We start from the raw sequence: 13,282 nt of genomic DNA on the forward strand, positions 1-13,282 counted from the left end.
TGAGTATAATTTCTATTTTGCACAACTCATTTGCATAAAACATTTTATACTCTTTTTCTCTTATTTAGTCAACTGTATTCAAATCAGCTCTTTCTATTATACATAAAAAGAAGGCCTTTCGCCTACTACTTTCCTCTGTAAAACATATAAAAAGCAGGCAAAATGTATTTCTACACTTTGCCCGCGACTTTTAAAATTTTAATCCGTTATCAGCGAACAACTACCGGTGTTCCAACATTTACTCTGTCAAAAAGAGCTACAGCTATGTCATGCGGAAGATTTACGCAGCCATGTGAGCCGTTTGACTTATAAATCTCGCCACCAAATGAGCTTCTCCAGGTTGCATCATGAAGACCGATGTGGCAGGGATTAGGAGTAAACTGCATCCATCTGTCAACCCATACATTCCAGGTAGGTCCGATAAGGCGCTTTCCTGCAATATGGGACTGGATGGTGTAGGTTCCTCTGGGTGTTCCGTTTCCACGATTGGGATTACCGGATACTATAGGTGACTGCAATGCTACCTGTCCATTTTCATAATAGGTCATGGTCTGAGCATCGATATCCACATCAATGTAGGTGTTGTACGGTAATCCGGCAACAGCCGCAGGAGCTGCCGCTGCCTGAGGTGCTGATTCGCCTGACAGCATAGCCTGGTATTTTGCGGTATCCTCAGCCTGATTCTGGGATCTGCCCTCTTTGGCTCCGTATGTAACGTAATGATTGTATAATGCTGCAGGGTCGTTACCAAAGACAGCTACTACATCCGGATACTTCTGCGCGTAGAAATTCGCATCAAATCCGTCTGCTTTAGCAGGCATTCGTAAAACCGTTAACAACAGAAATGCAAAAACTGCAACTGATAAAAATCTTTTTATTTCACGCATCTTAGCTTCCCCCTCATTAGAAACACGATATTATGTGAATACATGTATTCTATCATATTGCTAACGAGGAAATACCTATTTAATGCTTTTTTAATAGATTGCTGAGATACGCTTTATATTTTTACTATTCTCTTTATACACTGTTTTTTATCTGTACTCCTGAATGGCCTTAATGAGATCAGGATAAGGTGTTTCAAGTGTTCTTCTGTCGATAATTCCGAACTTTTCACCGCTGCCCTCGAAGATTCCGTTATCCCACCAGATGCAGGGAACGTTCATCTCTCTTGCCTTCCTTAAGTAGTAGCTTACCCACTCTACTCTCTCTGCCTCGTTATCCTTGTTCATGGCACCGAACTCGCCGATGATAACAGGAACATTCTTGAAGTGGAAGATTCTGTTTATATCCTTTAAAAGTCTGTCCAGATCGCCATGGTCGTTGTCATAGGTGCTGCGACCGGGCATCTCAAGCGCAAATGAATAAGGTGTGTAGGAGTGAACTGAAACCGCTACGCAGTCGTCATTCTCCGGAAGCTTTATAGCCATAAGGCAGTTGGTCTGGTTACTTGCTGCATATCCGGGGAACATGATAAGGCGCTCCTTGTTATAGCCCTCAGATGCTCTTATTGCCTCGTATCCGGCCATATTTACGGCATTTACTACGTCTCTGCCTTCCTTATCGCCACCGTTCCACTCAAGGTCTGTTCCGACCTTTCTGGGCTCATTCTGAAGCTCGAAAACAAGGTGTGTATCATAGTCCTTAAATCTCTCTGATACCTGTGTCCATATTGCTGCCAGACGCTCTGAAGCTGCGTCCTGATTGTCGTAATAAGGATAGTTCCAGTCCTCGTGATGTACGTTTATGATGACGTATGCTCCTCTTCCGTAAGCATAGTCCACAACCTCCTGAACGCGATCCATCCATGCTGAATCTATCTGGTTGTTCTCGTCGATGTGTGCCTTCCAGGTGATCGGGATTCTTATGGTATTAAAACCAAGATCCAGAACTGCATCGATCATTTCCTGGGTTGTCTCAGGATTTCCCCAGCAGGTCTCCTGTTTAGACGGAGCATCTGTAATTTTTATACTGGGTTCATGTGCATCAAGTGTATTTCCAAGATTCCAGCCAATTTTCATCTGGCTTACAATCTCCCATGCCGGTGTCTGTGTCACGTCCTCCTCCTCGCTGTCCTCTGACTCTGTTGTCTCCTCTGTGCCAGCCTCTTCGGTATCCTCGGACTTCTCTTCTGTTTCCTCAGCCTCTGAAGATTCTTCGGCAGCTTCTTCTTTCACTTCTTCAGTAGAAGCTTCTTCTGCACTATCCTCAGCAGCTTCTTCCTCTGTAGATGCCTCTTCAGAAGACTCTGCCCCTGTTGCTGTCTCTGTAGTTTCTGCATTATTTGCTGTGTCGGCTGCGTTATTTGCGCCTGCTCCTCCACAACCTACTGATGCTACAAGTGTAGCTGCCAGTAATAATGCCATTGCTTTCTTTTTCATAACGAACTCCCTTTCTAACTATAATTTCATCCTATCCAATATACCCTTCTTCAGATAAAAAAGGTACCATTTTCATGGCAAAAATGGCACCTTCATGATATTTCCGATAATTTATTTTAGATATTCACATCCTCAGCAACACATTTGTGTCCCGTAAGCTCCTCAGAACGGCTATCCGGCTGGGATACACCTGCGTAGAGACGGAATGCCTTTGAAAAGATCTTTCTGTTTCCGTCTTCATCAACTGATGTGAAGGCTCTTGCATTAACAGTTACTGTTATCTCCTTCTCCTCACCGGCCCCTAAGTGTACTCTCTTAAATCCGCAGAGGCAGGGATTCGGGATTGCATCCTGATATTCTGTATCCTTTACATAAAGCTGAACAACATCATCTGTTGCTACGCTGCCACTATTAGCAACGGTAACTTTAACGTTAACTCCGTTAAATTCACTTCCGTTGGGCTTAGTGAACTCGCTCTTAACATCTCCGTTATCAACGTTCTCTACAGCCATGCTCTTTACGCTGCAATCGCCGTATGTAAGACCATATCCGAAGGGATAGAGAACCTCGCCCATGAAGTATCTGTAGGTGCGGTTTTTCATGGAGTAATCCTTGAAATCCGGAAGGTCTGCAGATGACTTGTAAAAGGTTACAGGCAGTTTTCCTGAAGGTGAAAGCTCACCAAAGAGCACCTTTGCTACCTCTTCGCCGCCTCTTGCTCCGGGATACCAGGTCTGAAGAACAGCGCCTGCCTTATCCTGTGCTGCTGCAAGGTTAATAGCACTTCCTGACATGTTCACAACAACTGTGGGCTTTCCGCAGTCAAGAACAGCCTTAAGGAGCTGTCTCTGTGACAGAGGAAGGTTAAGGTCGATCTTATCTCCTGATGCAAACTGGTTACCTGTATCGCCCTCTTCGCCCTCAAGTGTCTCATCAAGTCCTACAACTACAACTACTACGTCTGAGTAATCAGCAACCGTAAGAGCTTCTGAAAGTCTGTCAGGCTTGTTGGGATCAGCAAGACCGCTCACGTTCTCCTTCCAGAGATCGCAACCCTCTGAATACATTACGCGCATATCATCGCCCACATAGTCCTGAATTCCCTCGAGAACAGTTACATATCTTGAGGATGTTCCGTGGTAGTTACCAACAAGTGCTGATCTGGAATTAGCGTTAGGTCCGATCACACCGATTGTTCCGATCTTATCCTTGTTAAGAGGTAAAAGACCGTTATTCTTAAGAAGAACCATACTCTCAGCAGCTGCTCTGTGAGCAACGTCAAGGTGCTCCTTGCACTCAACTACTGTGTAGGGAATCTTATCGTATTCTGTCTCGTCGAACATTCCAAGTAAGTATCTTGTAGTGAAAAGACGCTCACAGGAAGCTGTTATCACGCTCTCATCAAGCATTCCTGCTCTATAAGCGTTCATAACCTTCTGGTAGGTACATCCGCAGTTAAGGTCACAGCCTGTCTCAAGAGCAAGCTTTACTGACTCCTCAGGTGCACCTGTAACATGGTGATTTTCATGGAAATCACGGACAGCCCAGCAGTCTGATACATAATGGCCCTCAAAGCCCCATTTTTTACGGAGATATCCGTTCATGAGCTCCTCGTTTGCACAGCAGGGTTTGTCATTTGTTCTGTTATAGGCACCCATCACTGCCTCGACATCAGCCTCCTTTACGCAGGCTTCGAATGCAGGAAGGTAAGTCTCCTCCAGATCCTTCTTGGAAGCAATAGCGTTGAAGTGATGACGCTCACCCTCGGGACCTGAATGTACAGCAAAATGCTTAGCGCAGGCAGCTGCCTTTAAGTACTCGCCATCGCCCTGCATTCCCTTTACGAAGGGAACTGCAAGTCTGCTTGTAAGGAACGGATCCTCACCGTAGGTCTCATGACCTCTTCCCCATCTGGGATCACGGAATATATTTACGTTAGGAGCCCAGAATGTAAGGCCCTTATAAATGTCTCTGTCTCCGCGCTTTGACTGCTCGTTGTACTTAGCGCGACCCTCTATTGCGATGATCTCACCGATGCACTCCATGAGCTCCTCATCAAATGCAGCAGCAAGTCCTATAGCCTGCGGGAACATTGTTGCAGTGCCTGCACGGGCAACACCGTGAAGGGCCTCGTTCCACCAGTTATATGCAGGTATTCCTAATCTGTCTATTGCGGGAGCATCGAATTTGAGCTGTGAAGCCTTTTCCTCCACAGTCATCTTGCTAACGAGTTCCCTAGCCTTTTCTCTAGCCTGTTGTCTGTTCATAACACACCTTTCTACAAGATTACTTGTTTTTTACCCCATAATTAGTAAATTTCTCTTCCCTTTTCATCAGGTATTCCGCTCTTTCTGTAGAAATAGGAGTTTACCTGATCTCTCCATTCCTTGGCGTTTGCTATCTGCATTTCAAATCTGTGACAGACAGATGCAAAAACCTCGGGCTCAACATGAGCTTCAAGTCCTTTCCATGTCTCGAAAAGCTTCTCTGCCTCAGCCTCTCCCTCGAAATGGCTGTCATATATGTACTGAATAAGAGTTCTTCCGTCCTTAAGCTTTCTGTCGTAGGCTATGTGATGGAAAAACAGCAAAAGCTCTTCAGGACATTTATCGTGATCGTTGTAGTTCTCAGCATTTTCCGGATAATACTGCTGTGCATAGCCGGTGCCCTTGTCAGTTCTGTCCACACCGATTCCAAGGTGGTCAGCTCTGTGATAGGTACCCCATCTTGAGTACTCATAACCGTCAATGCTCGGTCCGTAGTGCTCGTGAGGTGTTACCATCCAGCCGATTCCCAGAGGGCTTGTGTACTTTTCATAGATCTCTCTGGAATTCATGAGCATGGAAACAAGCTTGTTCGTCTCCTCGCCTTCAAGGTTGAAGGACATCTCAGCCCATTCCTTGGCAATCTCCTCTGAAGAAAGCTCTGTATCATAGGCAAGTCTTCCAAATCCATAGAGATTAGCTGCAGCAAGGTAATTGCCTGTCCAGTTGGCGTTATCTCCTGTATTAATTACTGCAGCCATTCCGGCAAGCTTGTTGCCAAAGGATCTACCACTGACAATATCTGCGACTGTGTCGTTATCCTTTTGGCAGTAGGTTTTAAAGTTCAGAACCTCCTTGAACATAGGCATGAGGTAGCACAGATCGATCTGATGTCCTGTGTACTCCTGCGCTATCTGAACCTCCAGCATCTGGTTGGTCTTGGTGAGACCACCGATAAGAGGAGAAATGGGCTCTCTTATCTGGAAATCCATGGGTCCGTTCTTTATCTGCAAAATGACGTTATCAAGGAACTTGCCATCCAGCTCCTTGAAGTAGTCATATCCTGCTCTTGCACGGTCTGTTTTGCGGTCTCTCCAATCCTGAGTGCAGTTGTAAACAAAGCATCTCCAGATAATGATTCCACCATAGGGTGCGATAGCTTTTCCAAGCATATTTGCACCGTCTGCCTGATTTCTTCCATAGGTGAAGGGTCCGGGTCTTCCCTCGGAATCTGCCTTCACAAGGAAGCCTCCAAGAAGGGGCAGCTTTTTATATACTTCTGCGAACTTGTCATCCCACCACTTGATTACGTCCTTATCAAGAGGATCGCAGACAGGGAGATTACCAAGCTCGATAGGTGATGCGAAATTAAGTGAAAGATATAACTTAATACCGTAATCAGCAAAGATTTCTGTGAGCTCTCTTACCTTGTCAAAAAATCTGTCTGTGATGAGGTATGAAGCCGCATCCTTAACATTAACGTTGTTGATAACGATACCGTTTACTGCGACGCTTGCCATGAAACGCACATAGTCTCTGGTTCTGTCGTTGATTACGATGTCGTTGTTCTCATAGAAAAATGACTCTCCGGAATATCCACGCTCGATGCTTCCGTCCATGTTATCCCAGTGGTTCATCATTCTAAGGGGATTAGACGGTTTGCACTCAGCCTTGATAGCATCAATGGCTGTTCCGCGCATGAGTTCACGGATCACGTGGAAAACGCCATATAAGGCTCCATTTTCGTCTGAAGACTCTACCTTGATGGTTTTGCTGTCCGCTACAATTTTGTAGCTCTCAGCAGCCATAGAATCGTTTTTCGCAATGGTTATTATGTAGGCATTCTCATCAGTGCTCTTTGCATCATCTGCAAAGGTGATTTTCTTATCAAAAAGACCATCAAAAGCCTTTTCAAGCTCGCTCTTAAGGCTCTTTATAACTCGATTCTCTGCTGAGAAGCCGTCTAAAACAACTGCAATGCTCTCCTTGTCACAGCTTACGTGACCCTTCTTTTTTCCATAGTCGAGCCAGAGCTGGCTCCATGTGGTTTTATTCATCTGTATTCTCCAGTTTATTACCCTGCACTGCTCAATACATCATGTCATCATGATGTATTGATGTGTATTATGTCGCTTTTATTAAACTACTCCGAATCCCAGAATAGTGAACTTCTTTCTCTCATCGCCCTTAGCCATGCGAACCTCTACCTCGTGAAGTCCAACCTCTGCGCCGTTTAAGGCGATTAAAGGATTGCAGTGTGTCCAGCCATTAACGTGAGGATCAACATCCAGTACCTTTCTGCCATCAACGAACACCTCTGCTGTTCCAAAATCAGGCTCTCCTGAGTCTTTATTGATAATGAGCAGCTTCTGACAGCTGATTTTCATGCGGAAGGGCTCCGGATCATCTGAGCTTCCGTCGTAGTACCAGTTGTTGGGGAACTCAGCTACAGGCACAACCTCGCTGTCCATCTCAACCATCTGAAGTACCTTGTCTGTTCCTGCAAAAGCACCCTCTGATACCTCTGCGCTGCTGATATCCTTGCGGTCTACGAGATATACCTTCTCGAAATCTGCTCCGATTGCAGGCTCTCTTCCGAGGAGGTCTCCCTCAGCCTCGAACTCTGTGCACTTATCTGCTTCAGCAGTCATCTCCATCAGGCAGTCGCGCATAACCATGTGTCCATAGTTGCTGGGATGATAAATATCATAGAAAAACTGCTTCTTGGATATCACTCTGCCCTCGCCAGGCATAAGACCAAACTGAGGAGTTACTGCATCAAGTACGCTTACCATTGGAATGTCGTATTTTACTCCGACAGGACCAAGTCTGTCCTGAAGGTTCCAGTCGTATGAAAATACTGCAAACAGCAGAACTACTGCCGGCTTCCAGGGAAGTGCAAGACATTTTCTTACAAGACTCTCGTAGCATACGCCCTGTGTCTCATCACCCTCGTCATTTACCGCAAACTCGATAACGATAAGGTCGGGCTTCTCCTTGCCGTCGCGAAGTACATCTCTCTCAAAGCGGATCATTCCAAGCTCTGAAGGTGTTCCACCTACGCCGGCCTTTATGAGATTAACCTTGCCGCCATTGCCGTACTTCTCTTCAAAAGCATCAGCGTAAATGCGTGCATAGCACTTCTTGTGAATCGGAATAGCTCCTGCACCCTGTGTTATTGAACCTCCGATGAAGGAAAGAGTTACGTCCTCACCGTTTTTAGCCTTCTCAGTAACCTTGTGAAGTCTCTCGAGGTTGCCCTTCTGCATAAGAGATCTGTGAATCATCTCCTTGTATGCGTCTGACTCGAAGTCCACAGCGCTGTCTGTGATCTGCTCGGGAGCTTCGAAGCCGTCATTTAAGTAGAGGCACACATCAACCATGGACTGAATGCCTGATCTGTCATATTCAAATCTGATCTGTCCGGGAACCTTGTCGTTCTCGCACCAGTCAACCTCTGTAAGGTCTATTATCTGCTCTGATCCGTCTGCCACAAAGCTCTTGCTTACTATAGTTGCAGGATCGCCCTGATTATCGCCGTACATCTGTAAAACGAAGGTTACAGTCTCTTTTCTTGTTTCCTCAGTAACGTATACACCGATGCTGTGAACGAGCTTTCTGAAGCCCTCTGCTGTTCCGAGCATCTGAAGGATCTTTTCATCTGTCACATTGCCCTGAAGCTTTGCGGAATCCTGAAGTCTGCCCATATCCTCATATATGTACTGGATTCCCCTTCCGTCAGGCTGCGGAGCTGCAAAGATCTGCTTATCCTGCATTATGTAAAAAAACGGTCTTTTCTTTGTCGGGTCTTTGGGGGCTACAGGCCCCTTTCTCTCTTCGGTACTCATACTCTCCTCTTTCCCAGAGCCATTATATAAACTCTTTTTCGATAATTAATCTGCTATTTACCGTCCGTTCTGATTACGGCCATCTGCCCGGTCTTGGCTTATTTACAGTAATGATTCCTGAGCTTTCAAGGTTTCTAAGAAGCAGTAATCTTGCTTCTCCCACCTTTTCAGGCTTAAGCATATAAAAACTATAGGTCTCTATAAGTGAAAACAGGTTGCCTGTTCTTCCTTCGATCTTGAAATTATTTATACCCATTGGCACATATTTCTCCCAGATCATCTCGGGGGAAACAAATGTGGAGTACTCCTGAATTGTGTAAATGCAGTTTTTATCGCCGTATTCACAGGTCCAGGGCTTAATGGACTTCTGTTTATCCTTGGGAAGCTTTCTGTTCTCAAGGGTTGTTCTCTGATTTATTGCTATATTTCTATAGTGGTCTCCTCTGCGCTTGCAATCCGGTACGCAGCAGGCATTTATGAGCACCTCAAGCTTTTCCTTGTGCTCGATCTTCTCTAAAAGATCCCATTTGTTATTAAGGTTGTAATCGAGAACTACATACTTGTAGTCCTTTTTCATTTCTTCATTAAGTGATTCAACATCGCGAATCTCTTTGCAGGTTGTACTGTTAAAGTGATATGAAGGGTATTTTTCCCTAAGATATTTCTCTAAAACCTCTGAAAAGACAAGAACTTCATTCATTCCATTGTCTGCAACCTCCATACAGAAATTACAGAAGGGATCGTCTAAGTCTTCCTCTGTAAGAAGGGGGTTTGTGAATGTATATCTAATCGGAATTCCCTTGGAATTTATGCTTTTTACGACATTTTTAACAAATGCTGCATCGCACTGGTCATTTCCCAAGAAGCGTCCTCCGTTCCACAATGCCAGTGGGAAAGCTCCGAAAAATGATGCTATCTCCACTCCTTCTCTAAAATATTCAGGATGCTGCTCCATAAGACTGATCCAAAACATATTAAGCGGATAGTTGTAGCGCAATCCGGGAAGATGAAATTTTACCTTGTCCATATTTTTTACCTCTAGAAATAATAAGGGGCGACCTGTTAAAAGCCGCCCCTCAGATTCTCTACTTATCGAGTTAAGCAGAAATTATTTATTTGCTTCGTCAACGTATGACTTCCATGTATCAGCGATAGCTTCGATCTGCTCAGATACAACACAACCAGGTGTGATGTTCCAGATGAAGTCTGCTCCAACATCCATGTTAGGAATCATGCCGTGGTAAGCAACTGTGCCGTGCTCAGGCTGAGTCATCATTGTGATTGTCTCATCTACAGATCTTGAATCGAAGATACCGTTACGTGCAGTTGAGATGTTTCCGTTGTAATCCTCGTAGCCTTCAGGCTGGTTTGTCCAAAGATCCCAAGCGAATGCAAGCTTCCAAGCCTTGTCTGCATCGTAGCAAGCAGGAATAGCAACCGGGTTGTTTGACCAAACGTTGATGTAATCCTTACCCTTAGGTCCCTTCGGGAACATTACGAAACCAACTTCATCGCTCATATCCTCAAGGAAGTTACCAGGGCATCCTGCGTACTCATCCTCAGGCATGAATGCAGCCTGACCATTAAGGAACTGCTCTTTGTAGTAATCCCACTCAGCACCCTCAGGGTTAGCAACTTCTGCATCATACTTTGTAAACATATCTACAGTCCACTCAAGAGCTTCAACTGTCTCAGGATTCTCAAGGTCATATGTGTACTTGCCGCTTGCATCCTTACCAACAAGGTCTCCGCCGTTAGAGAAGATTGCCTGTGTTGTCATGTTACCTTCGTTAAGTGTCATACCGTAAACATCGATAACACCGTCGTTATCTGTATCTCTCTGTACCTTGGAAAGGAGATCAGCGAATGCATCCCATGTCCATGTACCATCTGCCTGCATGTCATAGATTGACTCAGGATCGATACCAGCTTCTGTAAGAAGTCTCTTATTGAAATATACACCTGTTCTGGGCTCTGAATAGCCAGCGTACATAGCGTAAACCTTGCCGTCCTTAGAGAACTGCTCGTGGAGAAGGTTTCTCTGGAACTTTTCTTTGCTGAAGTCAAGGCAGTCAAGTGATGAAAGATCATACATAAGACCATTTGCCATAGCTGATGTGATAGCCGGATCAGCACGGAGAATCCAGATGTAGTTCTCGTCGCCGCCTGTTGTAGCGTAGTCTACGAAATCTGCAGGTGTTGAACCCCAGTCAGAAATAGCCTGCTGCTTGATTGTGAAGTTGTATGTCTCCTGAGCCCAATCTCTATACTCCTGAAGAGCTTCCTCATAATCGTTAGCGGGTTCTGTCGGATCGCCTGACCACCAGTCACGGATAATGATTTCCATACCGCCGAGATCGATAGGGTTACCATCTGCATCTGTCTTTACTTCATAGAGATCACTGCTCTCGGAAGCATCTGCTTCCTCATCCCCAGCTTCTTCTGCATCAGCAGACTCAGCATCAGCGTCAGCTGACTCCTCTGTTGTCTCAGCAGCATCAGTTGTCTCTTCTGTAGTAGTTGTTTCTTCAGTTGTCTCTGTGGATGTTGCTGTTGAAGCGTCTGTACCATTTGTAGTAGCGCCACAACCAACAGCACTCATAGTCATTGCTGCAAGTGTGATAGCAGCTGTAACTTTTTTGGTTAATGCCCTTTTCATTTTTGTCCTCCTTTGATTGAGATTTTTCATCTCTGTTTTTTGTTATATAGAAGCCATCTGCCCCGGCGCATTCCCGGGTGCAACCAGGGCAAATGGGCATTCCCTGATAAGAAAAAAATATTTATTTACTTCTTCGCCTCCCTATTAGCGCAAGAAGATTTTTTACATCTTAATACCTGTATTAGCAATACTCTCAACAAATGCTCTCTGTGCGAAGAGATACAGGATGATCAAAGGCATGATGATCATAAGTGTACCTGTTGCAAGGATACAGTTTGAATAAGCAACTGAAACAGTTGTCTTAACACCGTTGATACGCTGGATATAAGCACCAAGACTATCAATAATTCTTGAAAGGCTTGTACTTACAAGCTTTGTATTTCCAAGGAACAATCTTGAGTAGAATCCGTCTGTCCACTGCCATACGAAAGCGAACAGGAAGCATGATGTGATCGGCGGCTTAGCCTGAGGAAGCATGATACTTACGAAGGTCTTAAGCATTCCGCATCCATCAACGTATGCTGCTTCTTCAAGGTCAACAGGAAGTCCTCTGAAGAACTGTCTGATGATGAAGATGTACAGTCCGTTCTTAAGTCCCATACAACCGGCACTCATAAGGTAATAAGGAATTGCTGAACCTCTGAGGTTCAATGTGCTGCCTGTTGTAAGCTTCACCAGACCTAAGATATCAAAGAATCTGAAGTGCAGATGAAGTGAACTTGCGATTGTCTGCGGCGGAATCAGAATTACAAGGATTACTGCTGCAAACCAGAACTTTTTCAGCGGGAAATCAAATCTTGCAAATCCATATCCAACAAGTGTGCAGACTGTAATCTGCAGTATAGCTATTGTAAGAGCTACAATTATTGAATTAACAAGTGCCTGGCTGTAGCTCATGAGCTCAGCAGCAAGCTTGTAGTTCGCAGTTGTGAAGTGCTCCGGTATTGCTATAACGATAGGATTGTACAAATCCTGCTCTGTCATGAAGCTGACGGATATTTTGTTTAAGATGGGCTGGAGAATCATGAAGCACATTCCAAAGAGAAGAATGAATCTTACGATGCTCACGCCAATATCCATTATACGCTTTTGTAAGAGATATCCACCTGAAAGTCTGTTTCTTTCCCAAAAATCTCTGTCTGCGTGGACGTTTGTATTCTTTTTGTTTTTCTTGGCACTCATTTTCTGTGCTAATGCCATATCAGTCATAGTAATAAACTCCCTTCGAGATAACAAGAGATGTGATTCCAACAAATGCAAGTACGACTAAGAAATAAATCCAGGACATTGCTGAAGCATTACCGTACTGCATCTGCTCAACCATAACCTTCTGAATCTTCTCGATAACGCCGTTATCAGAACGCATACAGAAATCAACTACTGTGTAAAGCCAGTTAACAAGGAACAGTGAACTGATCATGGGGAAAGTGATCTTCCAAAGGCTCTCCCACTTTGTACATCCCTCGATATCAGCTGCTTCGTACATACTAGATGATATGCTCTGAAGACCTGAAAGAAAGATGATGATCTGGATACCTGATGCTATTGCTACATCATAGATGTTATCAATAACCTCGAATACCTTTTCATAGGCTCTTACACCGACTCCGGCTGTACGGAGGATGCTCTCAAGAGCTGCTGTAACGCTGACTCCCTGTGTTGTCTGCTCAATTGTCTGTGCAAGGGATGCCATAAGCTGATTGTTTGACTCAAGTCCTACGATTACACCTGATGAAAGGATAACCGGAAGGAAGAATATTGCTCTTACCAGTGCACGTCCCTTGAACTTCTGGTTGAGAACCAGAGCTACAAAGAAACTAAATACGATGATTGCCAGTGAATATACAATCATTCTGGAGAGTTCTTCTACCAGCAGTCTTGTAAACTCGGGATCTACTCTGAAGGCATATACGAAATTGGTAATTCCAACCCATGTCTCCTTAAAGTCTCCGGCTCCAAGCTCAACGCTGCAAAAACTCATATGAAGTGACTGCCAAAGGGGCTTTATCATAAATACCAGAAAGCCGATGATAAAAGGTGATATGAATACATATCCGGCCTTCGCTTTTCTCTTTTGCAGTCCTACAATTTTCTTCTTTTGCTTCTGCTTTTCCATAAAACCATTTCCTC

9 protein-coding genes are annotated in these 13,282 nt (G+C 44.7%); all 9 read right to left on the reverse strand.

Annotation, left to right across the window (positions count from 1 at the left end; translation table 11 throughout):
* Positions 1 to 209: 209 nt before the first annotated feature.
* The 9 genes from G601_RS0102265 to G601_RS0102305 all read right to left on the reverse strand — a co-directional run bounded on the left by G601_RS0102265 (position 210) and on the right by G601_RS0102305 (position 13,268).
* Positions 210 to 887 (reverse strand): L,D-transpeptidase, encoded by a 678-nt coding sequence (locus tag G601_RS0102265; RefSeq protein WP_026664354.1) that lies wholly within the window; start codon positions 885 to 887, stop codon positions 210 to 212.
* 147 nt (positions 888 to 1,034) lie between these two features.
* Positions 1,035 to 2,381, reverse strand: coding sequence for a glycoside hydrolase family 5 protein (locus tag G601_RS21555; protein WP_035790217.1), 1,347 nt, complete (start codon positions 2,379 to 2,381; stop codon positions 1,035 to 1,037).
* A gap of 116 nt (positions 2,382 to 2,497) precedes the next feature.
* Positions 2,498 to 4,648, reverse strand: coding sequence for a glycoside hydrolase family 3 C-terminal domain-containing protein (locus G601_RS0102275; protein WP_026664355.1), 2,151 nt, complete (start codon positions 4,646 to 4,648; stop codon positions 2,498 to 2,500).
* 41 nt (positions 4,649 to 4,689) lie between these two features.
* Positions 4,690 to 6,702: an alpha-glucuronidase family glycosyl hydrolase gene (locus G601_RS0102280; RefSeq protein ID WP_026664356.1), complete on the reverse strand. Its 2,013-nt coding sequence runs from the start codon at positions 6,700 to 6,702 to the stop codon at positions 4,690 to 4,692.
* An 81-nt stretch (positions 6,703 to 6,783) separates the two neighbouring features.
* Entirely contained in the window at positions 6,784 to 8,493 is a 1,710-nt protein-coding gene (locus tag G601_RS0102285; protein WP_026664357.1) for an SGNH/GDSL hydrolase family protein, read from the reverse strand.
* Positions 8,494 to 8,566: 73 nt separating this feature from the next.
* Complete coding sequence (locus tag G601_RS0102290; protein WP_026664358.1) at positions 8,567 to 9,520, reverse strand: hypothetical protein; 954 nt, start codon at positions 9,518 to 9,520, stop codon at positions 8,567 to 8,569.
* Between the two features lie 81 nt (positions 9,521 to 9,601).
* Entirely contained in the window at positions 9,602 to 11,152 is a 1,551-nt protein-coding gene (locus tag G601_RS0102295) for an ABC transporter substrate-binding protein (RefSeq protein ID WP_026664359.1), read from the reverse strand.
* 162 nt (positions 11,153 to 11,314) lie between these two features.
* The gene (locus tag G601_RS0102300; RefSeq protein ID WP_242834364.1) at positions 11,315 to 12,361 is read right to left on the reverse strand and encodes a carbohydrate ABC transporter permease; all 1,047 of its coding nucleotides are present in this window, start codon (positions 12,359 to 12,361) and stop codon (positions 11,315 to 11,317) included.
* On the reverse strand, positions 12,354 to 13,268 hold the full coding sequence (locus G601_RS0102305; RefSeq protein ID WP_035790219.1) for a carbohydrate ABC transporter permease: 915 nt from the start codon (positions 13,266 to 13,268) through the stop codon (positions 12,354 to 12,356). The genes G601_RS0102300 and G601_RS0102305 overlap by 8 nt, the downstream gene beginning before the upstream one ends.
* Positions 13,269 to 13,282 lie beyond the last annotated feature (14 nt).

It is taken from the genome of Butyrivibrio sp. FC2001 (assembly GCF_000424125.1).
Lineage (GTDB): Bacteria > Bacillota > Clostridia > Lachnospirales > Lachnospiraceae > Butyrivibrio.

What these genes read in the sequence shown, in the direction of transcription:
- G601_RS0102280 (WP_026664356.1), bottom strand. Translation starts at nt 6,702, where the DNA reads ATGAATAAAACCACATGGAGCCAGCTCTGGCTCGACTATGGAAAAAAG.
- G601_RS0102290 (WP_026664358.1), bottom strand. Translation starts at nt 9,520, where the DNA reads ATGGACAAGGTAAAATTTCATCTTCCCGGATTGCGCTACAACTATCCG.
- G601_RS0102265 (WP_026664354.1), bottom strand. Translation starts at nt 887, where the DNA reads ATGCGTGAAATAAAAAGATTTTTATCAGTTGCAGTTTTTGCATTTCTG.
- G601_RS0102300 (WP_242834364.1), bottom strand. Translation starts at nt 12,361, where the DNA reads ATGACTGATATGGCATTAGCACAGAAAATGAGTGCCAAGAAAAACAAA.
- G601_RS0102285 (WP_026664357.1), bottom strand. Translation starts at nt 8,493, where the DNA reads ATGAGTACCGAAGAGAGAAAGGGGCCTGTAGCCCCCAAAGACCCGACA.
- G601_RS0102275 (WP_026664355.1), bottom strand. Translation starts at nt 4,648, where the DNA reads ATGAACAGACAACAGGCTAGAGAAAAGGCTAGGGAACTCGTTAGCAAG.
- G601_RS21555 (WP_035790217.1), bottom strand. Translation starts at nt 2,381, where the DNA reads ATGAAAAAGAAAGCAATGGCATTATTACTGGCAGCTACACTTGTAGCA.
- G601_RS0102305 (WP_035790219.1), bottom strand. Translation starts at nt 13,268, where the DNA reads ATGGAAAAGCAGAAGCAAAAGAAGAAAATTGTAGGACTGCAAAAGAGA.
- G601_RS0102295 (WP_026664359.1), bottom strand. Translation starts at nt 11,152, where the DNA reads ATGAAAAGGGCATTAACCAAAAAAGTTACAGCTGCTATCACACTTGCA.